Below are 25452 nucleotides of genomic sequence, written 5' to 3' on the forward strand. Positions count from 1 at the left end.
CACGTTTACGGTCAACGGCGATTACGAAGAGGTGCAGCTCACGGCCACCGTCGCCCCGTCGAATGCCACGGATAAGTCGCTGACGTGGACGAGCGACAATCCGCAGGTCGCCTCGGTCGATGCCACCGGATTAGTGACGATCCATAAGAAAGGCAAAGCCACCATCACCGCGACTGCCAACGACGGCAGCGGCCGGAGCGACGCGTGCGACTTCAACGTGATCATGACCGTGGCCAACGAAACGATCGACGGCCTGCGCATGTGGGCACACGGCGGAGCGCTGCACCTCACCCTGCCCAACGCCGCGACGGTACATATATATAATGTAAACGGCGCGATAGTAAACGACCACGTTCAGCCGTTAGCCGACGGCATGTATCTGGTGCGCGTAGGAGAAAGGGTAAGGAAAATCCTTGTGAAGTGAAAAGTGAAGAGTGAAAAGTGAAAAGTGAAGAGTGAAAAGTGAAAAATGTAGTCAAAGGTAGTCAATGTAGTCAAGAGTAGTCAATGTAGGGGCGGGCCTTGTGTCCGCCCTTATTTTTTGTCATGTTGGTGATGTCCGAACGCGAATGACGCGAATGGGCGCAAATGAACGCGAATTTAATTGTCTGTTGTCAGTTCTCAATGGTTATACCGGGTACATGGTTCGGCGGGTACCACGGATTCCCCCCTTTGAAGGGGGCAAGGGGGATGTTCATATCCACACCATGGCGGGCAAACACCTCAACATTTCAACAACTAAACAACTAAACACCTCAACGCCCGAAGGGGGTTATAAGGGCTGAAAGCCCGATCTATTTCAGCCCCATCCCGTCAGGGTGGGGGATCGACGCCCATTCCTTGTTTGAAGGGCTGAAAGCCTGACTTAATACCACAAGTTGCACAAGTTTATGACAAGTTGCACAAGTTTTCATTTGCGTTCATTTGCGGTTATTCGCGTCATTTGCGTTCGGACATCGTAATTCGTCATTCGTAATTGTTGTAGCCAACACCTCAACACCTCAACAATTCAACACCTCAACGCCCGCAGAGGCTCAACGCCCCGAAAAAGAAAGCTGCCCCTTCCGAGGAGTCGATGACTCCGTCGGGGGGGCAGCCCTTTTCTAATACCTATATTTAATTACTTTGCGATAGCGATCGGGAATTACATCATTCCGCCCATGCCACCCATGCCCGGGTTCATCGGAGGAGCCGGTGTTTCTTCCTTCTTATCGGCTACGACACATTCGGTAGTCAGGAACATGCCGGCGATCGACGCGGCATTTTCGAGCGCGATACGTGTCACTTTGGCAGGGTCAACGACTCCGGCCTCGCAGAGGTCTTCGTACACATCTGTGCGAGCGTTGTATCCGAAAGCGCCCTTGCCTTCTTTTACCTTCTGCACCACTACGGCGCCTTCCTTACCGGCGTTGTTCACGATCTGACGCAACGGCTCTTCGATGGCGCGTTTCACGATTTCGATACCCGTCGTTTCGTCTTCGTTCTCACCCTTGAGGCCTTCGAGTACCGAAATAGCGCGGAGATATGCCACGCCGCCACCGGGCACCGTACCTTCTTCGATCGCCGCGCGGGTAGCATGCAACGCGTCGTCTACACGGTCTTTCTTCTCTTTCATTTCCACTTCCGAAGGAGCGCCGACGTAGAGTACCGCTACTCCGCCTGCCAACTTGGCCAGACGTTCCTGCAGTTTTTCCTTGTCGTAGTCCGACGTCGTCGTTTCGATCTGAGCCTTGATCTGGCCGATACGCGATTCGATAGCGGCCTTGTCGCCGTTCCCTTTTACAATCGTCGTATTGTCTTTGTTCACCGTGACCTTGTCGGCCGATCCTAGCATATCCATCTTGGCATCTTCCAGTTTCATACCTTTTTCTTCGGTAATCACCGTTCCGCCTGTCAAAATGGCAATATCTTCGAGCATCGCCTTACGACGGTCGCCGAAGCCCGGAGCCTTCACGGCGCATACTTTCAGCCCACCGCGCAGACGGTTCACCACAAGCGTAGCCAACGCTTCGCTGTCGATGTCCTCGGCAATGATCAGCAAGGCGCGACCCGACTGAACGACTTGTTCCAGAATGGGAAGCAGGTCTTTCAATACCGAAATCTTTTTGTCGTAGATCAGGATGTACGGATTTTCGAACTGGGTTTCCATCTTCTCCGTGTCGGTCACGAAATAAGCGGAGATATAACCGCGATCGAACTGCATCCCTTCCACCACGTCGACCGTCGTTTCCGTTCCTTTGGCCTCTTCGACGGTGATAACGCCTTCTTTCTTCACCTTCTGCATCGCTTCGGCAATCAACTTGCCGATGCTCTCGTCGCCGTTGGCCGAGATTTTAGCCACATGCTCGATACGGTCCATGTTCGTACCTACCGCTTCGGACTGCGACGCGATGCTTTCTACTACTTTCGATACCGCCTTGTCGATCCCGCGTTTCAAGTCCATCGGATTGGCTCCGGCCGTTACGTTCTTCAGCCCTACGCCGATGATGGCCTGTGCCAAAACGGTAGCGGTCGTCGTTCCGTCGCCGGCTTTGTCGTTCGTTTTCGAAGCCACTTCCTTCACGAGCTGCGCGCCCATGTTCTCGTACGGACACGTGAGCTCTATTTCTTTCGCCACCGTTACACCGTCTTTGGTGATTTGCGGCGCGCCGAATTTCTTTTCGATAATGACATTGCGACCTTTCGGGCCTAATGTTACTTTAACGGCATTTGCCAATTCGTCCACACCTTTCTTCAAAAGGTCGCGGGCATTCATGTCGAATTTAATTTCTTTTGCCATGATATTTTGTTATTAATCTTTTGATTCGTTAATATTTCGTTGGGTTGATCAGATGATAGCCAAAACGTCGGACTGACGCATGATCAAGTATTTCTCTCCGTCGAGCTCGATTTCCGTACCGGCATATTTGCCATACAGCACACGGTCGCCCTGAGCCAACACCATCTCTTCGTCTTTCGTACCCTTACCGACCGCGATAATTTCGCCTTTCAACGGTTTTTCCTTGGCCGAGTCCGGGATAATGATTCCGCTCGCCGTCTTCTCTTCAGCTTCTGCCGGTTTAACCAGCACTCTGTCTGCTAATGGTTTAACATTCATGTTTTCTACGTTTTAATTGTTAATGCTATATTTATTTGTTTCTATTTTGTTTTGATCTGCTGCCCATGCGAATGCGAATACCGTGCCAAATGCAATCTATCCCACCAATCTGTCACGTTTGCCGACAATACGTCAGAGATTCGACCCAAGGATATGACAAGATGTCTCACTCGGCACCTTTTTCGGCCATTCGTTCCGCCGATGCTTCCGATCACTCTCCGGGACGCTTACCCGTGAGCGAGCAGCCGTTCAATCAGTTCGTCCCTACCGACGGATTCCTGTTCGCCGGACTGCATATTCTTGAGGTTGATCGTTCCTTCGGCCATTTCGTTTTCGCCGACGAGCGCCACGAACGGAATCTTTTTCGCATCGGCATAGCCCATTTGCTTCTTCATCTTCGCCGCTTCGGGATAAAGCTCGGCACGTATGCCGGCCGCACGCACCTGTGCCATAACCGGTAACAGATATGCGGCTTCTTTTTCGCCGAAATGGACGAACATGACCTGCGTCGTTTGGAGCGAATCGGCCGGATAGAGGTCGAGCTGGTTGAGCACGTCGTAGATCCGGTCTGCTCCGAACGAGATGCCGACCCCCGACATACCGTCCATCCCGAATACGCCCGTCAGATTGTCATACCGGCCTCCGCCGGTGATGCTGCCGATCTCTACATCGAGCGCTTTCACCTCGAAGATGGTGCCGGTATAATAATTCAGTCCGCGCGCCAGCGTCAGGTCGGTTTCGAGCGCAGCCGTAAGCGGCAGTTGCTCGATATGATCCAGAATGTATTCCGTTTCTTCAATCCCTTTCAGACCCGTCTCGGATCCGGCGAGCATCTCTTTCAGCACAGCCATCTTCTCGCGGTTATCGCCTTTCATCACGATAATGGGTTGCAACTTCGCAATCGCTTCTTCCGAGATGCCTTTTCTCCGCAATTCGTCGTTGACGCCGTCGAGGCCGATCTTATCGAGCTTATCCATCGCCACGGTAATGTCCGTGATTTTATCCGCCTCGCGAATCATCTCGGCAATACCGGTCAGAATTTTACGGTTATTCATCTTGATAGACACCCGTATGCCGAAACGGCGGAACACTTCGTCCATGATCTGGATCAATTCCACCTCGTTCAGCAACGAATCGGACCCGACCACATCGCCATCGCATTGATAGAACTCCCGATAGCGACCTTTCTGCGGCCGGTCGGCACGCCATACGGGCTGTATCTGGTAGCGCTTGAACGGGAAGGAAATATCGTTGCGATGCTGCACGACAAAACGGGCGAAGGGCACGGTTAAATCATAACGCAATCCTTTCTCACAGGCTTTCGCCGCAAACTTGAGCGCGTTTCGTTCACGCAGTTCATCGTCCGTAAAGCCCGACAAACAATCGCCCGAATTCAGAATTTTAAACAGCAGGCGGTCGCCTTCTTCGCCATACTTCCCCATCAAGGTGGAAAGATTCTCCATGGCGGGCGTTTCGATCTGCTGAAAGCCGTAGAGGTGATAAACGTCGCGAATCGTATTGAAAATATAGTTGCGCTTGGCCATCTCTTCGGGCGAGAAGTCGCGCGTTCCTTTCGGAATAGAAGGTTTCTGTGCCATGCGTTAGTTTCGTCTTCCGCCTAAAAAGATCATGATGTAATACAAAAGGGTCGCCAGCGAGCCGAGTGCGGCAACGACATACGTATAGGCTGCCGAGCGCAAGGCGTCTTTGGCCATTCCGTCCGTCTGATAATTCGTGATACCGGCTGTTTTCAGCCATGCCAAAGCCCGACGGCTGGCATTGATTTCGACGGGCAGGGTGATGAAGCTAAACAGCGTCGTCACGGCAAACAGAAGAATGCCGATCAGCAGCAGTTGGGGAAAAGCTTTCAACATCAACATGCCTCCGAGCAGTACCCACTGCACGATATTGGAAGAAAAACTGACGATAGGCACAAGCGCCGAGCGCATCTTAAGAGGACCGTAAGCCGTCGCGTGCTGTACGGCATGCCCGCATTCGTGCGCCGCTACGGCAGCGGCGGCAATGCTGTTGCTCGCGTAGACCGGTTCACTGAGGTTCACCGTCTTGTTCACCGGATTGTAATGATCCGTCAGCTGTCCGGCAACCGAGATCACCCGCACATCCGTAATCCCGTTTTCACGCAGCATTTTCTCTGCCACATCGCGTCCCGTCATGCCGTTGGGCATCGGGATTTGAGAATACTTTTTAAACTTGCTCTGCATCCGGGCCGATACAATCCAGCTGATGACGGCGATGCCGATAAAGAGCACCCAATATAAAGAATACATAGTCATTGTTTCTACTACTATTAAAGTTAATACTATATCATCGGCTCTGCTGCAAAAACAGTGCCAGCCGACAAAATGTCAGTCATCTGCCGAAAACACATGCACGACGGTTATTCGGTATACCGGATAATCGTCTGCTCACGGTCAGGCCCTACGGATACGATCTTGATGGGAACGCCCAGCTCTTCTTCAAGGAAGGACAGATAGGCATTAAACTCTTCCGGAAATTCGTCCTCGCTTTTCATCCTTGTCATATCGGTCTTCCATCCGGGAAGCTCCGTATAAATGGGAGTCGTCGATGTTTCCGTCACTTCAAAAGGGAAGCGCGTAACCTCTTTCCCGTCGATCCGATAGGCGACACATGCCTTGATCGTATCGAACGTATCCAGCACATCGCTCTTCATCATGATGAGCCGGCTAACGCCATTGATCATAATCGCATACCGCAACGCTACGAGATCGATCCATCCGCAACGACGTTTACGCCCGGTCACAGATCCGAATTCGCGTCCGCGCTGACACATTTCTTCGCCCGTTTCGTCTTTCAGCTCTGTCGGGAACGGACCGCTTCCGACACGCGTACAATAGGCCTTGAAAATACCGTACACTTCGCCGATACTTCGCGGAGAGATGCCGAGCCCCGTACAACAACCGGCACAGACGGTATTCGATGACGTAACGAACGGATAAGAACCGAAGTCGATGTCGAGCATCGTGCCTTGCGCACCCTCGGCCAGTACCGACTTACCCTCGGTCAGGCATTCGTTGATCTCATGTTCGCTGTCGATCAGTTCGAACTGTTTCAGGTATTCGAGCGCTTCGAACCACGGTTTTTCCAGATCGGCCATATTGTATCCGTAGTTCATGGCACGCAGCATATTTTCGTGACGGCGTTTGGCTTCGGCGTATTTCTTTTCAAAATCGTGGAGAATATCCCCGACACGCAAGCCGTTGCGACTGATCTTATCCGTATAGGTCGGGCCGATGCCTTTGCCGGTCGTACCGATTTTACCGGTGCCTTTGGCTGCTTCATTGGCCTGATCGAGGATTCGATGCGTCGGCATGATCAGATGAGCTTTCTTCGAGATACGCAGCTGTTTACGAATATCGTATCCGCTGGCGGCTAACGATTCGGCTTCTTCTCTGAACAATAACGGGTCGAGCACGACGCCGTTTCCGACGATGTTGATTTTACCTCCCTGAAAAATCCCGGACGGAATGGAACGCAGGATGTATTTCTTTCCTTCGAACTCGAGCGTATGTCCGGCGTTCGGGCCTCCCTGAAAACGGGCAACCACATCGTAGGATGGTGTCAATACATCGACAACTTTTCCTTTGCCTTCGTCGCCCCATTGTAAACCTAAGAGAACATCTACTTTCATCTTCTTGTATTATTTTTTTGTTTCGTTTATTTTTCGGTCTTCCGAGCAGCCGCCGACCGCTTGTTCCGGTGTGTCATCCGGAATTTGCACTTCGAACAGATGCCGTAGACGTAGAGCGAATGATACTCGTACGTGAACCGCGAAGTACGAAAGCGCTCTATCTCCCTCGAGAGACGCTCGTCTTTGACTTCCTTCACCGCTCCGCAGTAATTACATATCGCATGATGATGTGTTGCCGCCACCTCGTGCAACTCATACTGCACCAGTTGCGCGGTGAATTGATGACGGATCACGATATGCGCGTCCATGAGGGTCTCGATCGTGTTGTAGATGGAAGCCCTGCTGACATGAAAATGATCGTCGTCCAGTTGTTTGTGCAACATCTCGACGTCGAAATGTCCTTGAATCCGGCAGATATGATCCAAGATCATGAAACGCTCCGTTGTTTTACGCATCCCCTTCTCAATCAGATAGCGTGAAAACCGGGCCTTCATTTTCTCAAAGTCATACAGGTCTGGATTCATCTCTTTTTCTTATCTGTTCTTGACGTTAAATAATCCGTCGATTTTAATTGTATGTCGGAAGGAAAGAATATTCCTTGCTATACCGAAGCATCTGCTCTACATACCCTTCGGTATAGTCGAGTGTAATATCCGTCACTTCGCCCTGCGCGTTCTTCACTTCCTTCATGACCGGATTGACAAATCCTTTGTATGGAGCAAGGTTCAGACGCTGATAACGCTCCAGCACCTCTTCGTGAAGAGCCCGGTCTACTTTGACGCCATACGTTTCTACCAATTGCTTGCCGGCATTGAAATCTCCTTCGCTCTTGATGCGTTGAAGCTCGCCCAAGAGCTCGCCGAAGAGCGTCCGCAACTTTTCGTAGTCGTTGATGGAAACGAACGTCTTACCGTCGCGATTCTCGAACGAAACGACGTTGTCCGGTTTCCCTTTTTCGTAAGCCCAGCGGGCAATCAGCTGCCGGTTTCGCATGTGCGCCTCTTCGATGTCTTTGCCCGGCTCTATGCGAACGAGCTGAGTCATCAAACCATTCATGAGATATTTGTAATATTCCGCCTTGTAAGCTTCGGGATCGCTCAACAGGCCGAGTTCGAGCAGCTTCTTATCGGCCAGATAATACAGCGCGAAAATGTCGGCACGCGCCTCTTCGAGGGTCGAGCTGTAGGCTCCGAGCGCATTGGGGTCTGTACCTTCGAGCAGCTGTCCCGAGCCGTGCCCGAGGCATTCGTGCAGGTCGGTATGCAAATTGTCGGTGATAAAACCGTATTGCTCGATCCGTTCGCGTTCCGTATCGTTGATGACAAATTCCTCCTTAAACCCGTTTCCTTTCGCGGCTTTATCGTAAGCCTCCGTGATATTCTCGATCGTCACCGACTTGGAGCCGTAGTGCTTGCGGATCCAGTCCGCATTCGGCAAATTGATACCGATCGGCGTTGTCGGGTAACAGTCGCCGCCAAGCATCGCTACGGTGATAACTTTCGCTGTGACGCCTTTCACCTCTTCTTTCCTAAAACGCTTGTCCATCGGTGAATGGTCTTCGAACCATTGCGCGTTTTCACTGATGATTTTTGTACGCTTCGTCGCCTCCCGATTAATGAAGTTCGTAATCGACTCCCAGCTTGCTTTCATGCCCAGCGGATCGCCGTACGTCTCCGTAAAACCGTTGACAAAGTCTACTTCCGACGCAAGGTCTTTCACCCAGAGGATGGCATAGGCGTCGAACGTTTTGAGGTCGCCCGTGCGGTAATATTCGATCAACTTCTCGATAACGGCTTTCTGCGCGTCATTCTCGGCAAAGGCAACGGCTTTTTGCAACTCGTCGACGATGCGTTCAATCGCTTGCGTATACAATCCGCCCACTTTCCAGACTTTTTCGACAAGCTCTCCGTTTACTTTGGCCAACCGGCTGTTGAGGCCGTAGGAGACAGGCGTGGTATCGTTCGGGAGACGCATGCGGGCATAGAACGTTTCGGCCTCTTTCTGCGTGATACCTCCCTCGTAGTAATGATTCGCCGAAGCCAGAAGGATATCGCCTTCACCGCTCTGTACGGTCCGTTTGGGCATCACCTTCGGATCGAAGATAACCGGCGTGATTTCCTCAAGCCATTGCTCGACACTCTGCCCCTCGCGAAGGGGTAGGCGGGCCACATCGACCTGACGAATACATTCGGCAAAAAACTCCGGTGTAAGACCTGTCGGTTCGAATTTATCTTCGGCATAATGATGGTGAATCCCATTAGCCAGCCATACACGTTTGAGGTATGTCTCCAGCGCCTTGAACTGCGCATCGTTCCGATCGCCTTTATATTCCTGATAAACGGCTTCGAGCGCACGACGAATAGCAAGGTTGTAACGGCAATTCTGGTCGAACAACATATCGCGCCCCATCAACGCGGCTTCCGAGAGATGATAAAGCAACTGTTTTTGTTGCAAAGTCAAGGCTTCGAATCCGGGGACTTCGTAGCGAAGTATTTCGATGTCGGCAAAACGATCGACCGTGTAGTCGATTTCCTGTTGTTTTGCAGCTTCATCATGAACAGTCTGCGATTTGTTGCCGCAGGCAGTAAACATTACGGTTGTCATAAGTGATAGAATTAACTTTTTCATCGAGTCATTATTTTTCAAGACGTGCAAAGTTAATGATTAATTTGGAAACGTCCGTTTTTTCGTAACGACAAATCAGGGCTGACGCATTAAAATGACATTACTGCAATGGCGTTGAGAAATAGAGGATATGGATATATGCTTATCTATGTATACCTTGCCGACGATGCACGAAAGTCTTCACGAAACTCGCCAAGCTTTCTGACGACGGACGGAGGTTTCCGCGAAACTTGCCAAGCCTCTCGACAATACACGAAAGTCTTCGCGAAACTCGCTAAGCCTTTCGATGACGGACGGAAGTTACCGCGAAACTCGCCAGACCTCTCGACAACGCGCGGAGATTTCCACGAAACTCGCCAAGCTTTCCGACGACGGACGGAAGTATCCGTACCTATCCTTCATGATCTTCATTCGTTACCATTCCGTATGATGATGAAAACCTATTCTTCCGCAGCCCCGGACTCGCAAACAAAAATATCTAAAAACAGCTACCGCGTTGTTACCGTACACCTCATCCCCCCTACCCCAACATCTGCTGTTGAAAAACATACGGTCTGTTTTCTTTTTCCAATAATTTGCCGTACCTTCGTGTCCCGTAATGATAACAGATGAATTAAAACGACTATATCGCCTGCAAACCGGCACGGAAGCCGGAGAGATGACAGAACTCCCGTCGTCGGGTTCGAACCGGCGTTATTTCCGGCTGGCAGGCAAATACTCCTTGATCGGAGTATGCGGCACGTCCGTCGAAGAAAATGCAGCTTTTATCTATATGGCGCATCATTTCAGGCAGCAGGGATTACCTGTCCCCGAAATCTATATTCATTCCGACGATAAGCGTTACTATCTGCAAGAAGACCTTGGCGACACGCTGCTTTTTCATGCCATCGAGAAAGGACGGCAAAGCAGTGTCTTCAGTCCGGAAGAACGAGCGCTACTGAAGAAGACGATCCGGATGCTGCCGGCGTTTCAGTACACTGGTGCGCAAGGCTTCGATTTCTCGCGATGCCACCCACAGCCCGAGTTCGACAGCCGACTGGTCATGTGGGACTTGAACTATTTCAAATACTGCTTTCTAAAAGCTACCGGTCTCGAATTTCAGGAGGCACGACTCGAAGACGATTTTCAGCAGATGTGCCGGATGTTGCTACGCGACTCGGAAGAAACCTTTCTGTACCGCGATTTTCAGTCGCGCAATGTAATGATCAAGGACGGAGAGCCTTATTTTATCGATTTTCAGGGAGGGCGCAAAGGACCGGTCTATTACGACGTCGCATCGTTCCTCTGGCAGGCCAAGGCGCGGTATCCGAACGAGCTGCGGGAAGAACTGCTCAACGAATATATTCAGGCGCTCCGGAAATATACGGACGTGAATGAGGCGGCATTCCGTAACCGACTCAAACAATTTGTATTGTTCCGCACCCTACAAGTACTGGGAGCCTATGGGTTTCGTGGCTATTTCGAGAAGAAACCTTATTTCATCCAAAGCGTACCATATGCGTTAGAGAATCTGCGCGAACTGCTGCACGAAGATTATCCGGAATATCCGTACCTCTGCTCCATTCTGAAACAACTGATCCAATTGAAACAGTTTTCGGAAGAACGCCGCAAACGCATGCTCGAAGTAAAGATCGTGAGCTTTGCCTACAAAAAAGGAATCCCGAACGATCCGAGCGGCAACGGCGGAGGCTTTATCTTCGATTGCCGGGCAATCAATAACCCCGGTAAGTACGAACGGTTCAATCATTTCACGGGTCTGGACGAGCCGGTCATCCGTTTTTTGGAGGATGACGGCGAAATCACCACTTTCCTCGGACACGTGTACTCGCTGGTCGATGCATCCGTCAAACGATACATAGACCGTGGGTTTACAAATTTGATGGTTTCTTTCGGATGTACGGGCGGACAGCATCGTTCCGTCTATTCAGCCCAACATCTGGCCGAACATTTGCATCAGAAGTACGATGTCAAAGTACGACTGATCCATCGTGAGCAAAACATCGAAGAGATTTTTGAAGCCAAAGAGAAATGAAAGCTATGATTTTTGCCGCAGGACTCGGATCGCGCCTCAAACCGCTGACCGACGAGACTCCTAAAGCATTGCTGCCCGTCGGCGGGAAGCCCATGCTCGAACATATTATCCTGAAGCTGAAAGCTGCCGGATTCACCCATCTCGTCGTGAACATTCATCATCTCGGCGAACAGATCATTGAATTCCTTGCTTCCAAAAATCATTTCGGACTTCATATCGACATCTCGGACGAGCGCGACTATCTGATGGATACCGGAGGGGGAATTAAACAGGCGCAATCGTTTCTGAAAGGCGACGAACCGTTTCTGGTGCATAATGTAGATATCTTCTCAAATATCGATCCGGGAGCGCTCTATCGTCATCATCTGACGTCGGATGCGCTGGCCACGCTTGTGGTAAGTCACCGCCAGGCCGCACGAAGACTGCTCTTCGGACAGGAAAAAGACAATCGTCTCTACGGCTGGCGTAACCGCAACACAGGCGAAATACGCTCGCACTATCCGCAGTTCGACCCGTCGAAATACTTGGAATATGCTTTCGGAGGCATCCATGTGATCTCGCCAAGAATCTTCGACTTGATGGAAGAATGGACCGGCAAGTTCTCGATCATCAACTTCTATCTTTCGGTCTGTGCCAAAGCTCCGATCCGCCCTTATGTGCAGGACGACCTTCGGCTGATGGACATCGGCAAGCCCGAAGCGCTTGCCAACGCAGCAACATGGTTACGCGATAACGGTTTGTTATAGGCCGAGAAAACACCTTATTGCGGACAATACGATTAAGTTTTTTTTCGTGTGGATCGTCTTTTGTATCGCATTAGAGAAAAAGGCTAACGAAACCGATTTTAACGGAATGCTTTTGAGGTAAGATTTCAGAAAATTCAACTGACTCTTTCAATTTGCACAAAACTTGCCCAAAGCAATTATTAACTATTTTTGCATTGGCTCTCTTATTCCAAACATATAGCTTTGTATAATTTTAAAGCAGAATATCTTGGATAAGGTATAACAATTATTGAACCGGCAAATAAAGCTTTTCAAGAAACAAAGACCGATTTTACTGCTCTTTGTTTCTTTTTAAAAGGTTTATAGCCTACTAAAAATCATGAAATCAATCGCAAATGCTATCAGCAAAAAGAACAGAGATCGCAAATACAGGTATTTTAAAGAGAAGATCGGATTTACGTCCGACACAAAAGTGTTGGATGTAGGGTTTGCCAACCATGAATTCTCACCGATCGACAATTACTTGGAAAAGCATTATCCCTTTCGGGCGAATATAACGGCGCTCGGTGTAGGAGGCAAAGACGAATTTACAAAAAACTATCCGGATGTCGAGGCCGTACTTTATGACGGAAAAGTTTTCCCTTTTGCGGAGAAAACTTTCGACATCGGGTGGAGTAACGCTGTTATCGAACATGTCGGGGGAAAAGACAGGCAACTTTTATTCCTGAAAGAATTACTGCGTACGTGTCGCACGGTTTATTTCACGACACCGAACGTTTATTTTCCTGTCGAACTGCACACCCGGACGCTGTTTCTACACTGGCTACCCAAGACTTTTTTCGACCGGTATTTAAGGCGTATCGGGAAATCATGGGCGGCAGGAGACTACATGTACTTATTGTCGAAGAGACGAATCATGGATTTGTGTCGGGAATCCGGTGCTCAAAACGTCACCATCAAAGGCAACCGTCTTTTCGGATTTGTGATGGATTACAGTGTCATTATAACATAATTTGAAAGAGAAAAATTATTTTTGCAGCTCGATTATGTAACCGTTTATAAGACTATTTTACTATGGCTGAAGAAATAATCATTCATCAGGGAGGGAAGTCGGAGAAGTATGAAACGTTACTTCCGCAGATGAAAAGCTTGCTCTCGGGAGAGTGTGACAGGGTGGCCAATATGGCCAATTTTGTGGCCGCTCTCCAAACGACGTTCGGCTTCTTCTGGGTTGGTTTTTATGTCGTCCGTGAAGAGGAGTTGGTATTGGCGCCTTTTCAGGGGCCGATAGCTTGCACGCGTATCCGTCACGGAAAAGGGGTATGTGGCACCGCCTGGAAAGAACGGCGCACGCTGGTGGTCGACGATGTGGATGCTTTTCCCGGACACATCGCATGCAGTTCCGCCTCGAAATCGGAGATTGTTGTTCCGATGATACGCGACGGTGAAGTCGTGGCGGTGCTCGATATCGACAGCGACGAGTATGCGATGTTCGACAACGTCGACGTGGTCTGGCTGGAGAAGCTCGTGCAGGCTTTTCCGTGGTAATATCGCTCGGCGAGTCGAAGAAGAAACATTCGGGACAGGAGCATAAAAAGAGAGAAGCGGTTTTGTTCTACAACCGACTTGCACTATCTTTGCACGCTCAAAAGCAACCGGATCATGTTTTATTACGAAGCAGATATAGAGAGAGTCCTTTCCGGACAGCCCTTCCCGTTGATTTCGGAAACAGCCGACGAGCTGGGGCTGGAAACATACGTTATCGGGGGCTATGTGCGTGATATTTTCCTGCGCCGTCCGTCGAAAGACATCGACGTGGTGACGGTAGGGAGCGGCATCGAGCTGGCCAAGGCCGTTGCGAAACGGTTAGGCAGAAAAGCACATCTGTCGGTGTTTAAAAATTTCGGTACGGCGCAGGTGAAGCACGGAGAGCTGGAAGTGGAGTTCGTCGGAGCACGCAAAGAGTCGTACCGGCGAGACAGCCGCAAGCCGATTGTCGAAGACGGCACACTCGAAGATGATCAGAATCGCCGCGATTTTACGATCAACGCCTTGGCGTTGTGTCTGAACGGCGATCGCTACGGCGAGCTGGTCGATCCCTTCGGCGGATTAGATGATCTGGAAAACCTGCGCATCGTAACGCCTCTCGACCCGGACACGACATTCAGCGACGACCCGCTGCGCATGATGCGTGCCGTGCGTTTTGCATCGCAACTCGGATTCTTTATCGATCCCGATACGTTCGACGCCATCACGCGCAACAGGGAACGTATCGGTATCATCTCGAGAGAGCGTATCGCCGACGAGCTGAATAAGATCGTGCTGTCGCCCAAGCCTTCGATCGGGTTCGAACTGCTCGACAAATGCGGATTGCTGGAACTGATCTTCCCCGAACTGTGTGCCCTCAAAGGCGTCGAAACGAAAGAAGGCATCGGGCATAAGGATAATTTCGCTCATACGCTGATGGTACTCGACCGGCTGAGTCGTACGACGAACGATCTGTGGCTGCGCTGGTCAGCCTTGCTGCACGACATTGCCAAGCCGGCTGTCAAACGTTTTGACAACCGTCTCGGCTGGACGTTCCACAACCATAATTTCATCGGCGAAAAAATGGTACCCGGCATCTTCCGGCGAATGAAACTGCCGATGAACGAGAAGATGAAATACGTACAGAAACTTGTTTCGCTGCACATGCGCCCAATCAGTCTGGCAGACGATGAGGTGACCGACTCGGCCATCCGGCGATTACTCTTCGAGGCCGGCGATGATGTGGACGACCTGATGAAACTCTGCGAAGCGGATATCACGAGCAAGAACCCCGAAAAAGTGCGCCGTTTCCTGAATAATTTCCGTCTGGTGCGTGAAAAGATGGCGCAGATCGAGGAGAAAGACCGGGTACGGAACTTTCAGCCGCCCGTTTCGGGCGAGGAGATTATGGCGACGTTCGGCCTACCGCCCTCGCAGCCTGTCGGAGTGCTCAAGGAAGCGATTAAAAACGCGATCCTCGACGGGGTCATCCCCAACGAGTACGAGGCCGCGGTACGTTTCATGCACGAGAAAGCTGCCAAGATGGGGCTTTCACGTGTTTAGCCGATCCACGTTCTTTACCCCTTTGACTGTCCGGATTTTCTTCGTCAGCATGTTCAGTGCCGAAGTATCTTTGACCATCACGGTGAAGTTGCCCTGAAACAGTCCGTCGACCGAATCGATCTGGAGCGAACGTAACGAAACACCGTCTTCCTTACCGATAACCGACGTGATATTCGTCACGATCCCAATATCGTCGTTCCCGATAATCCGCAACGTAACCGCGTATCCGTCGGTTCCTTTGCCGCTCCAGCGCGCCTGAATGACACGGTACCCGAACTTGCTGAACATCTCCTGCGCATTCGGACAGTTCGTGCGGTGAATTTTGATACCGCGTGTGGAGACGAATCCGAAGATCGGATCGCCGAAGATCGGATTACAGCATTTCGACAACTTGTATTCGATACCCGTCAGATCTTTGTCGATGACAAGTACATCCTGATGCGAAGAGATCGTTTCGGCCTCCGTCGTCGTGATGTACTCTTCCGCGCTTCGATTCTCCATGTGTTCGGCCGCTTCGCGCTCTTTCCGTCCGAAATCGAGGTAATCGTCGATGATTTTGTTCACGTCCGATTTCCCTTCGGCCAGATGGATGTAGAAGTCGGTCACCGTCTTGAAACCGCTCTTTTTGATATAACGCATCAGCAGGGCTTCTTCCACCTCGATCTTCCGGTTCTTAAAACGTCGCTGCAACGATTCCTTCGCATATTCGACGGCCTTGGCCGATTCTTCGCGCAAAGCCTGTTTGATTTTCGAACGCGCTTTCGAGGTCGTCACGAACGAGAGCCAGTCACGCTTCGGTGTCTGGGTCTGAGAGGTGACGACTTCGACCGAGTCGCCGTTACGCAACAGGTGACGAATCGACACGTTCTTGCCGTTCACTTTCCCTGACACGCACCGACTGCCCACCTTCGAATGAATGGCAAAAGCAAAATCGAGCACCGTGGCACCTTTTCCCAGTTTAATAAGCTCGCCGGTGGGGGTGAACACGTAAATCTCGTCTTGATAAAGGTCCATCCGGAACTCCTTCATCATATCCATCGGGTTCGATGTCTGGGTCTCGAGCATCGCGCGGACATCGCTCAGAAACTCGTCTAACCCATGCTCTTCCTTGATTCCTTTGTACTTCCAGTGCGCGGCCAACCCGCGTTCGGCCACCTCGTCCATGCGGCGTGTCCGTATCTGCACTTCGACCCACCGGTTCTTCGGCCCGAGGACCGTGATATGCAAACTCTCGTAGCCGTTGCTCTTAGGAACGGAAATCCAGTCCTTCATCCGTTTGGGATTCGGCTGATACATATCGGTAATGATCGAGAACACCTGCCAACACTCCGAACGTTCTTTGTCGAGCGGCGAGTCGAGAATGACACGGATGGCAAACAAATCGTAGATTCCTTCGAAATCGATGTTTTGTTTCCTCAGTTTATTATTGATCGAGTGGATGGACTTCGTGCGTCCTTTGATGTCGAATTTCAGCCCCGACGCTTCGAGCTTCTCCTGTACGGGTCGGATGAATTCGGCAATATATTCGTCGCGCGAACGTTTCGTCTCGTTCAGCTTCGTTTTGATGTACTGATACTTTTTCGGATCGATGTATTTCAACGACAAATCCTCCAACTCGCTCTTGATGGTATAGAGACCGAGTCGATGCGCCAGCGGCGCGTAAAGATACGACACCTCCGTAGCCAATCGGATGCGATCCTTATCGTCCCTGATCTGCTTGCCCATACGCATCATGCAAAGACGGTCGGCAATCATGATCAGGATGACGCGCACGTCTTCGGCAAACGAGAAGAGCAGGTGATGAAAGTTCTCGGAGTTGACGGCCGTATTACGGGCATAGAGGTCGGAAGTCTTCAGCAGACGGCGAATCATCAGCGCCACCTCATCGTCGAAGGTACGTTCTACCTCATCGAGCGTGACAGCCTCTTTCATGACCGGCCGATAAAGTAACAGAGCGATGACGGACGTCCGTTTCAGTCCGATATCTCTCGTCGCGATCAGCGCCGTGTTGATATTGCGCAACAAACCGTTGATTCCGTTGCGGTCGCGTCCGTAACAGTCGAGTGCGACGACCCTTCTCATCAGGCTTTTCATCTTCGGCGCGTCCTCTTTTTGCAGGCAATACGACAAATGTGAAAACAACAGACGATAGGTCGTGAAAAACTCTTTCTTCTCTTCCGGCGTAAAAAAAGGCGTTGTCTTATCCATAACGATGAGTCTGTAAATTCGTAAAAATAATGATTCGGATCAGAATCCGATATGGCCGGTGCGACCGGCAACGCGCTCCTCTCAGTCGAGCAGCGCAAGCATCTGTTCGTAAGTGAAGCCGCGGAAATCGGGAATCACGAGATCGCACAGCCCGGCGATAGCTTCGGCCGGGTTCGTCGTAGCCAGCCCGACCACTTTCATGCCCGCCCGGCGCCCCGACTCGATACCGTGAAACGAATCTTCAAAAACGATGCAGTTCTCCGGCACCGTACCGCACGTCTCGGCAGCCAGCAGATAAGCGTCGGGAGCGGGCTTGGAGCGGACAAACATCTCGGCCGTCAGGATATGCTCGAAAGTCTGCCGCAACTCCGGACGAGCCCGGTGAACATACGTCATCTTGGCATGGTTCGAACTCGTCACCACCGCCTTACGCACCCCGTTGAGTCGCAACGATTCGAGAAGCGTCTCGATGCCCGGAATATAATCGTAGCGCATGGCGCTCTCGAACTCCGCCAAACGATCGAGAATCAATTGCTGCGCTTCGCGCTGATCCTTGAAATACTTCTCGAAGATCTGTATCAGCGTTTGCCCCTTGATAATGCTCCCGAAGTCGGGTATATCGGGTTGAAGTATCGGCGCCAGCTCTCCCCAGAAACGTGTATAATGCGTTTCGGTGTCGAAAATAACCCCATCCAGATCGAACAGGGCGGCTATCGGTTTCGTTTTGTCCATCTTGATCACGTTTTCGCGTAAAATCCGAGTACAAAGATATTATTTTTTATGGCTTTCCGGGTTTTTCCCCTATCTCTTTTCTACTCTGAAAAGGCCGACGAAGTGAAAAACGAAAAGTGAAAAACGAAAAGTGAAAAGTGATACCCTGCGGGCGGTGAGTTGTTGAAATGTTGAGTTGTTTATCCGAACGCAAATAACCGCGAATAACCGCGAATCAACGCAAATTAAACTTGTAAAACTTGTCATAAACTTGTGCAACTTGTGGTTAAATCTGAATGCTGAACGCTGATGGCTGAACGCTGTAACAGCCCCGCAGGGGCGTATTAATTCAGCCCAATGTGAAGCGTAGCGAAGCGTTGGGAAAAAAGACGATCTCCTCGGCAGAGGGCTGAAAGCCTGACATTAAATTAATTGTCAATGGTTAATTGTCATTCAGTGTTCAGTCCTTCGGGGGTTGAATTGTTGAGTTGTTGAGTTGTTTAGTTTCCACCACGGAAAGCGAAGTTTCCGCCACGGAAAGCAAAGTTTCCGCCACGGAAAGCGAAGTTTCCACCACGGAAAGTAAAGTTTCCGCCACGGAAAGCGAAGTTTCCACCACGGAAAGCAAAGTTTCCGCCACGGAAAGCAAAGTTTCCACCACGGAAAGCAAAGTTTCCGTCACGGAAAGCGAAGTTTCCGCCACGGAAAGTAAAGTTTCCGTCACGGAAAGCGAAGTTTCCGCCACGGAGAGCGAGGTTTCCGCCACGGAAAGTAAAGTTTCCGCCACGGAAAGCGAGGTTTCCGCCACGGAAAGTAAAGTTTCCGCCACGGAAAGCGAGGTTTCCGCCACGGAGAGCAAGGTTTCCGTCGCAGAGAGCGAGGTTTCCGCCACGGAAAGCAAGGTTTCCGCCATAGAAAGCGAGGTTTCCACACCTCAGTGCTTTATATAGCGCCTTCCGACGGATGCAAAACCGGCAGAGCCGTATATTACCGGACACGGCGGATGAACCGCAAAGAACAGTCCGGAACAACGATAGCACCGGCCGACACTATCCTCAACGAGCAACTTCCGCTCCGTTACACCCGCTTACAAAAGCCTGTTTATTAACACATTTTCATCCTCTTTCAGACAGAACACGAATATAGAATCGGTCTAAAAGAGAGCGTTGGATGTCGTTTTTTTTCATTTATTCTTGTCCGATCAGAAAATACTGATTTCCTTTGCCCCCGTCACAGGTGATTCATCATCCGTTCATGGATGATGGGTTGAAAAGGGAATCCGGTGCGAGTCCGGAACTGTACCCTCAGCTGTAATTTCAGTAGAATGGTTTTGCATTCTTTTTTGATCACTGTAGCCGCATCAAGGCAACGGGAAGATCGCAAAACCTTGAAAAAGTCAGAAGACCTGCCTGGGCGACTTTTTTTCATTCTTGGGGAATAGGGAATGGAAAAGACTGCAACGTATTTAAATAGATGTAATTGATAGATCTATTGCGAGAAGACAGGTTCGTGGTGTGTACACGAGGTCTTCGAAGGGATGTGTAACGCAACAGACCTTGTTCTGTGTCGACGTAAAGAAGTGGCGCGTCGTTCCGGAATCGGTATGGGGGGCGAAGTATATCCTTTTTGTTCTTCTTCGCAATGGAAACATTGGGCAAACCGGACATTTTTTTAACTTATAAAAAGAAATATACATGAAGACAAGAGAAGAGTACGTGGAAAGCCTCAGGAAGCTGAATCTGAAGGTTTATTTTATGGGTGAACGGATTCATAATCCGGTCGATCATCCGGTAATCAGGCCGTCGCTCAACTCCATCGCCATGACGTATGAATTGGCCGAAATGGAGGAATACAAGGATATTATGACGGCGACATCGAACCTGACCGGCAAAACGGTCAATCGGTTCTGCCATCTGCATCAAAGCCCCGAAGACTTGAAAAACAAAGTAAAAATGCAACGCCTGCTCGGACAAAAGACAGCCAGTTGCTTCCAGCGATGCGTCGGAATGGACGCCTTCAATGCCATCTATTCAACGACCTACGAGATGGATCAAGCCCTCGGCACGGAATACCACAAACGCTTTGTGGAATACATGAAATATGTACAGGATAACGACCTCGTCGTCGATGGAGCGATGACCGACCCGAAAGGCGACCGGAGTCTCTCGCCATCGCAACAGGAAGACCCCGATCTATACGTTCATATCAACGAAGTAAGACCCGACGGCATCGTGGTGACGGGTGCCAAAGCCCACCAGACGGGAGCCGTAAACTCGCACGAGCATCTGATCATGCCGACGATCGCTATGAAAGAAGCCGACGCCGACTACGCCGTATCGTTTGCCATCGAAAGCGATGCCGAAGGAATCACGATGATCTACGGCCGCCAGTCGTGCGACACGCGCAAGATGGAAGAAGGCGCCGATATCGACCTCGGCAATCCGATGTTCGGAGGACACGAAGCGCTCGTCGTATTCGACCATGTATTCGTCCCGAACGAACGGGTATTCATGTGTAAGGAATATCAGTTTGCCGGTATGATGGTCGAACGTTTCGCCGGGTATCACCGCCAGTCGTACGGAGGATGCAAGGTCGGTGTGGGCGATGTCCTGATCGGTGCGGCCGCCCTGGCTGCCGATTATAACGGCGTACCCAAAGCCTCGCATATCAAAGATAAACTCATTGAGATGATTCACCTGAACGAGACGTTATATGCCTGTGGGATCGCTTGCTCGTCGGAAGGTGTAAAGATGCCGGCCGGGAATTATATGATCGACCTGCTGCTGGCCAATGTCTGCAAACAGAATGTAACCCGTTTCCCGTACGAAATCACCCGTCTGGCCGAAGATATTGCCGGAGGACTGATGGTCACCATGCCCTCGGAACGAGACTTGCACTCGAAAGAAACGGGCGATATCGTCCGCAAATATCTGGCCGGCGCAAAAGGAAAAGACACCACCAACCGGATGCGCATTCTGCGTCTGATCGAGAATTTAACTTTGGGGACAGCCGCCGTCGGCTATCGTACGGAGTCGCTGCACGGAGCCGGATCGCCGCAAGCGCAACGCATCATGATTGCGCGTCAAGGCGATTTGGAAGCCAAGAAGAAAATGGCGCGTACCATCGCCCGCATCGACGAATCATTAGATCAATAAGAACGTGAAGGAAACGGAACGATTCATCGAAAAAGAGGCCGTCACTGCCGTGCTGCGCGAGAAGATCAGTCCTCTCCTGCGCAGTCACGGAGGTGATTTGACCTTGACGGGGATCTCCCGGTCGGTCGTCAAAGTGTCTTTCACCGGAGCCTGCCAATATTGTCCTTCGGCCTGCGAAACGCTCGAACACGTCGTGCAGAAAATCCTTCGCGAAACGCTGGGCGACGAAACGATCCGGGTGGAAACCGACTATGGCGTCAGTGAGGCACTGCTCGATGAAGCCAAACGGATTCTTCGGAAAACCCATTAATCGAATATAACAAATGGAATGGAAAACAACCTATCGTAACAAAATCGTCTCGGCCGATGAAGCTGTCAGGCGTATCCGCGATAACGAATGGGTATCGTTGGGACATGCCGCCGGAGTACCGCAGCGATGTGTCGATGCCCTGATACGGAACTATAAATGGTTTAAAAACGTCAGCATTTACCACATGCTCGTCTTGGGCGAAGCAAAATATACGGAACCCGGGATGGAAGAAGCTTTCCGCCATGTCGCCAGTTTTATCGGGGCGAATACGCGGGCTGCGATCAAAGAGAAGCGAGTCGATTTTCTTCCGGCTTTTCTCTCGGAAGTGCCCCGGATGATGCGTGAGCGACTGCTTCCTGTCGATGTCGCCATCGTACAGCTCTCACCTCCCGACGAGGACGGGAATTGCAGCTTCGGCATATCGTCCGACTATTCGAAGCCATCGACCGAGCATGCGCGGTTAGTGATCGGCGAAATCAACGAGCAGATGCCGTATATCGGAGGAGACAACCTGATTCATCTGTCGAAGCTCGACTATATCGTGGAGGCCGACTATCCGCTTTATACGATTGCGCCTCCTCGCATCACCGAAGTAGAAGAAGCCATCGGAAGAAACTGTGCCACGCTGATCGAGGACGGAGCAACGCTTCAGTTGGGTATCGGCGCGATTCCGGACGCCGTGCTTCTTTTCCTGAAAGACAAGAAAGATTTGGGCATTCATTCGGAAATGTTCTCGGACGGGGTGCTGGAGCTGGTCAAAAGCGGCGTAATCAACGGAAAAGCGAAAACGCTACATCCGAATAAGATGGTGGCAACATTCTTGATGGGAACGCAGGCGCTGTATGACTTTTTAAATCACAACCCGGACGTGGAGATGTATCCGTCCGATTATGTGAACGATCCTCGAGTGATCGCGCAGAACGACCGGATGATCAGTATTAATAGTTGTATCTCGGTCGATCTTGCCGGACAGGTGGCATCCGAAAGCATCGGCTTGCAACAAATCAGCGGCACGGGAGGTCAGGTCGACTATGTACGTGGCAGCAATTGGTCGAAAGGAGGAAAAAGCATCATGGCGATGCCTTCGACGGCGAAAAACGGCACAGCCTCCCGCATCGTAGCCACACTGACCGAGGGCACCACCGTCACGACCTCTCGCAACGACGTGGATTATGTCGTAACCGAGTACGGGATCGCCCGTCTGAAAGGCTTATCGCTCCGTGAGCGCGCCAAGGCGTTAATCAAGATTGCTCATCCCGATTTCAGGGAAGAATTGGAAGCATTTTATCAACAACGATTTCATTAAGTCCGATACGTATCATCCAAATATTACGAATATGCAACTATTCAAATTAAAAACAACGATTCACCGATTCGAAACGTTCGGTGATTTTGCGAAGGCATTTGCCCTCGGCGAGAATGATCTTGTTATTACCAACGAGTTTCTGTATGAACCGTACATGAAATCGTGTAATCTTCCCTGCCGATTTATCATGCAGGAGAAGTACGGCTTGGGAGAACCTTCGGACGAAATGATGAACCGTATGCTGAAAGAAGTAGCGAACCTGCCTTATACGCGCGTCATTGCCATCGGAGGCGGCACGGTGATCGACATCTCGAAGCTCTTCGTGCTGCAAGGCCTCAACGACATATCGGATGCGTTCGACCGTAAGATTCCGCTTATCAAAGAGAAACAACTGGTCATCGTTCCTACGACTTGCGGAACGGGCAGCGAAGTAACGAATCTCTCCATTGCCGAAATCAAAAGCCGTCATACGAAAATGGGACTGGCCGACGATACGATTCTGGCCGACGACGCTGTTATCCTGCCGGAATTACTGAGAGGACTGCCGTTCAAGTTCTATGCGTGCAGTGCTATTGACGCGTTGATACATGCCATCGAATCCTATGTTTCTCCCAAAGCGAACCCGTACACGCGGATTTTCAGCGAGGCCGCCTGGAACATCATCCTCGATGTGTTCCGGAAGATTGCAGCCAAAGGACAGGACTACCGTTTCGAGAAAATGGGCGAGATGATCATGGCCAGTAACTTCGCGGGGATCGCTTTCGGGAATGCCGGGGTAGGTGCCGTACATGCGCTCTCGTATCCGCTCGGAGGCACGTATCATGTGCCGCATGGCGAAGCGAATTACCAGTTCTTTACCGAAGTATTCAAAACATATCAGGCAAAGAATCCGGAAGGAAGCATCGCGGAACTGAACCGAAAGATAGGGGAACAACTCAACTGTAGCCCGGGAGAAGTATTTCAGGAGTTAGACAAGTTGCTGGGTTGTCTGATCGAGAAGCGGCCACTCCGGGAATACGGTATGAAACCCGAAGAAATAAAAGGCTTCGCCGAATCGGTCATGAAAACACAGCAACGTTTATTAGTCAATAATTACGTGGCACTCACACAAGACGAAATAGCAACCATTTATCAAACGTTATACTAAATCATCAACACTATGGAAATTAAAGAAATGATTGCTCTCGCCCGTGCGGCACAGAAAGAGTATCAGGAAAGATTTAATCAGGACACGGTCGACGAAGTCGTAAAAGCAGCGACCAAAGTCGTGTATGACCGCGCCGAATTATTGGCTCGGATGGCAATCGACGAAACGCAAATGGGTGTGTACGAACACAAGGTAGCCAAAAACAGAAACAAGGCGAAAGGCGTATGGAGTAACCTGCAAGGCAAAAAATCGATGGGCGTCATGGAAATCGATGACCAAACAGGGCTGATCAAAATCGCCAAACCCGTAGGGGTCGTTGCGGCCATCACGCCGATGACGAACCCGATTGTAACGCCGATGGCTAATATCGCTTTCGCGTTGAAGACGAAGAATGCCATCATCGTTGCGCCGCACCCGAAGGCAAAGGATTGCTCCGCCTACACCGTCAACAAAATAATCGAGACCTTGCGCAATTTCCATGTGCCTCAGGGACTGATCCAGATTATTGAAGAGCCGAGCATCGAAAAAACACAGGAACTGATGGCTTCCGTCGATGTAGTAGTGGCTACGGGAGGAATGCAGATGGTACATTCGGCCTATTCGTCGGGAAAACCGTCGTTCGGCGTAGGGGCCGGCAACGTACAGGTGATCTTGGACCGTTACATCGATTATGATGAAGCGGCCGACAAGATTATCACGGGGCGTGCTTTCGATAACGGTATCATCTGTTCGGGCGAGCAGAGCTTCATCTATCATGCGAAAGATAAACAAGAAGTTTTTGAATCTTTCGTAAAGCACGGTGCATATTTCGTACCCGAAGAAGACCGTGAGAAAGTAGTGAATGCCATCTTTAACGACGGCGCCATTTGTCGTGACATTGTTGGGCAGAGTGTCGAAATGATCAGCCGCAAAGCAGGCATCTCCGTCCCCGAAGGAACAAGGGTGCTAGTCGTGCAGGCTCACGGAGTCGGCAAGGCGGATATGATATGTAAAGAAAAGATGTGTCCCGTCATGGCCTGCTTCCCTTACAACTATTTTGAAGAAGCCATTGATATTGCCAAAACAAACCTGAACCTCGAAGGTAGTGGTCATACGGCAGGTATCCATTCGAACGATCAGGCCAATATTATCAAAGCCGGAATGGAAATCTCCGTCTCGCGCCTGATTGTCAATGCGCCTTGCTCCATCACAGCCGGCGGGTCGATTCAGAATGGATTGTCCGTGACTACCACGCTCGGATGCGGAAGCTGGGGAAATAACTCCATCTCGGAAAACTTTACGTACAAACATTTGCTCAATATCACGCGCGTGGCACAAGTCTCACCGCATATTCAGGTACCGACCGACGATGAAATCTGGGCGATGAAATAAAATCA

General features: G+C 50.7%; 22 protein-coding genes and 1 riboswitch. Of the genes, 12 read left to right on the forward strand and 10 right to left on the reverse strand.

All coding sequences use genetic code 11. From position 1 onward, the window contains the following. Positions 1–424, forward strand: a 424-nt coding sequence (locus tag EII41_RS14500; protein WP_260425455.1) for an Ig-like domain-containing protein, incomplete at its 5' end; no start/stop codon positions are given. Between the two features lie 720 nt (positions 425–1144). On the opposite strand, the gene groL is transcribed toward EII41_RS14500, so the two are convergent. The 7 genes from groL to EII41_RS02960 all read right to left on the reverse strand — a co-directional run bounded on the left by groL (position 1145) and on the right by EII41_RS02960 (position 9395). Next, positions 1145–2779, reverse strand: a complete 1635-nt coding sequence (groL, locus tag EII41_RS02930) for a chaperonin GroEL (protein ID WP_124752419.1) — start codon at positions 2777–2779, stop codon at positions 1145–1147. A 48-nt stretch (positions 2780–2827) separates the two neighbouring features. After that, positions 2828–3097 (reverse strand): co-chaperone GroES, encoded by a 270-nt coding sequence (groES, locus tag EII41_RS02935; RefSeq protein ID WP_124752420.1) that lies wholly within the window; start codon positions 3095–3097, stop codon positions 2828–2830. A 227-nt stretch (positions 3098–3324) separates the two neighbouring features. Beyond that, the gene (hisS, locus tag EII41_RS02940; RefSeq protein ID WP_124789359.1) at positions 3325–4695 is read right to left on the reverse strand and encodes a histidine--tRNA ligase; all 1371 of its coding nucleotides are present in this window, start codon (positions 4693–4695) and stop codon (positions 3325–3327) included. 3 nt (positions 4696–4698) lie between these two features. Further along, positions 4699–5385, reverse strand: coding sequence for a zinc metallopeptidase (locus EII41_RS02945; RefSeq protein ID WP_124789399.1), 687 nt, complete (start codon positions 5383–5385; stop codon positions 4699–4701). 110 nt (positions 5386–5495) lie between these two features. Next, entirely contained in the window at positions 5496–6767 is a 1272-nt protein-coding gene (locus EII41_RS02950) for an adenylosuccinate synthase (RefSeq protein ID WP_124789360.1), read from the reverse strand. Positions 6768–6793: 26 nt separating this feature from the next. Continuing rightward, a complete protein-coding gene (locus tag EII41_RS02955) occupies positions 6794–7291 on the reverse strand; it encodes a Fur family transcriptional regulator (protein ID WP_124752423.1) in 498 nt (165 codons plus the stop codon). A 43-nt stretch (positions 7292–7334) separates the two neighbouring features. Then, positions 7335–9395 carry a dipeptidyl-peptidase 3 family protein gene (locus tag EII41_RS02960; protein WP_185711812.1) on the reverse strand — a complete coding sequence of 687 codons (2061 nt, stop codon included), beginning with the start codon at positions 9393–9395 and terminating at the stop codon, positions 7335–7337. Between the two features lie 595 nt (positions 9396–9990). Between EII41_RS02960 and EII41_RS02965 the strand changes: the two genes are divergently transcribed. The 5 genes from EII41_RS02965 to EII41_RS02985 all read left to right on the forward strand — a co-directional run bounded on the left by EII41_RS02965 (position 9991) and on the right by EII41_RS02985 (position 15239). Beyond that, positions 9991–11424: a phosphotransferase gene (locus EII41_RS02965; RefSeq protein ID WP_124752425.1), complete on the forward strand. Its 1434-nt coding sequence runs from the start codon at positions 9991–9993 to the stop codon at positions 11422–11424. Then, entirely contained in the window at positions 11421–12170 is a 750-nt protein-coding gene (locus EII41_RS02970; RefSeq protein ID WP_124789361.1) for a nucleotidyltransferase family protein, read from the forward strand. Before EII41_RS02965 ends, EII41_RS02970 begins: the two co-directional genes overlap by 4 nt. Positions 12171–12528: 358 nt before the next feature. Beyond that, positions 12529–13161: a class I SAM-dependent methyltransferase gene (locus EII41_RS02975; protein ID WP_260425456.1), complete on the forward strand. Its 633-nt coding sequence runs from the start codon at positions 12529–12531 to the stop codon at positions 13159–13161. 62 nt (positions 13162–13223) lie between these two features. Beyond that, positions 13224–13697, forward strand: a complete 474-nt coding sequence (locus EII41_RS02980; RefSeq protein WP_124752427.1) for a GAF domain-containing protein — start codon at positions 13224–13226, stop codon at positions 13695–13697. A 114-nt stretch (positions 13698–13811) separates the two neighbouring features. Beyond that, on the forward strand, positions 13812–15239 hold the full coding sequence (locus EII41_RS02985; RefSeq protein ID WP_124789363.1) for a CCA tRNA nucleotidyltransferase: 1428 nt from the start codon (positions 13812–13814) through the stop codon (positions 15237–15239). Here EII41_RS02985 and EII41_RS02990 read toward each other — a convergent pair. The 3 genes from EII41_RS02990 to EII41_RS03000 all read right to left on the reverse strand — a co-directional run bounded on the left by EII41_RS02990 (position 15228) and on the right by EII41_RS03000 (position 19089). Beyond that, on the reverse strand, positions 15228–17447 hold the full coding sequence (locus EII41_RS02990) for a RelA/SpoT family protein (RefSeq protein WP_124752429.1): 2220 nt from the start codon (positions 17445–17447) through the stop codon (positions 15228–15230). The two genes, EII41_RS02985 and EII41_RS02990, sit on opposite strands and share 12 nt — an antisense overlap. A gap of 81 nt (positions 17448–17528) precedes the next feature. Then, positions 17529–18179 (reverse strand): HAD family hydrolase, encoded by a 651-nt coding sequence (locus tag EII41_RS02995; protein WP_124789364.1) that lies wholly within the window; start codon positions 18177–18179, stop codon positions 17529–17531. Positions 18180–18618: 439 nt separating this feature from the next. After that, complete coding sequence (locus EII41_RS03000; protein WP_124789365.1) at positions 18619–19089, reverse strand: hypothetical protein; 471 nt, start codon at positions 19087–19089, stop codon at positions 18619–18621. A gap of 6 nt (positions 19090–19095) precedes the next feature. Here EII41_RS03000 and EII41_RS14090 point away from each other — a divergent pair, with 6 nt between their 5' ends. The 6 genes from EII41_RS14090 to EII41_RS03025 all read left to right on the forward strand — a co-directional run bounded on the left by EII41_RS14090 (position 19096) and on the right by EII41_RS03025 (position 25447). Continuing rightward, positions 19096–19266 (forward strand): hypothetical protein, encoded by a 171-nt coding sequence (locus EII41_RS14090; protein ID WP_185711813.1) that lies wholly within the window; start codon positions 19096–19098, stop codon positions 19264–19266. A 109-nt stretch (positions 19267–19375) separates the two neighbouring features. After that, positions 19376–19586: riboswitch (cobalamin riboswitch) on the forward strand. Between the two features lie 266 nt (positions 19587–19852). Beyond that, positions 19853–21313 carry a 4-hydroxyphenylacetate 3-hydroxylase family protein gene (locus tag EII41_RS03005; protein WP_124751456.1) on the forward strand — a complete coding sequence of 487 codons (1461 nt, stop codon included), beginning with the start codon at positions 19853–19855 and terminating at the stop codon, positions 21311–21313. A 4-nt stretch (positions 21314–21317) separates the two neighbouring features. Beyond that, a complete protein-coding gene (locus tag EII41_RS03010; RefSeq protein ID WP_124751455.1) occupies positions 21318–21623 on the forward strand; it encodes a NifU family protein in 306 nt (101 codons plus the stop codon). A 13-nt stretch (positions 21624–21636) separates the two neighbouring features. Further along, positions 21637–22929 carry an acetyl-CoA hydrolase/transferase family protein gene (locus EII41_RS03015; protein ID WP_124789366.1) on the forward strand — a complete coding sequence of 431 codons (1293 nt, stop codon included), beginning with the start codon at positions 21637–21639 and terminating at the stop codon, positions 22927–22929. Between the two features lie 31 nt (positions 22930–22960). Then, the gene (locus EII41_RS03020) at positions 22961–24076 is read left to right on the forward strand and encodes a 4-hydroxybutyrate dehydrogenase (protein WP_124789367.1); all 1116 of its coding nucleotides are present in this window, start codon (positions 22961–22963) and stop codon (positions 24074–24076) included. A 12-nt stretch (positions 24077–24088) separates the two neighbouring features. Further along, a complete protein-coding gene (locus EII41_RS03025) occupies positions 24089–25447 on the forward strand; it encodes an aldehyde dehydrogenase family protein (protein WP_124789368.1) in 1359 nt (452 codons plus the stop codon). The last annotated feature ends 5 nt before the right edge of the window (positions 25448–25452 follow it).

The organism is Tannerella forsythia (assembly GCF_003860135.1).
In the GTDB taxonomy this organism is placed as follows: domain Bacteria; phylum Bacteroidota; class Bacteroidia; order Bacteroidales; family Tannerellaceae; genus Tannerella; species Tannerella forsythia_A.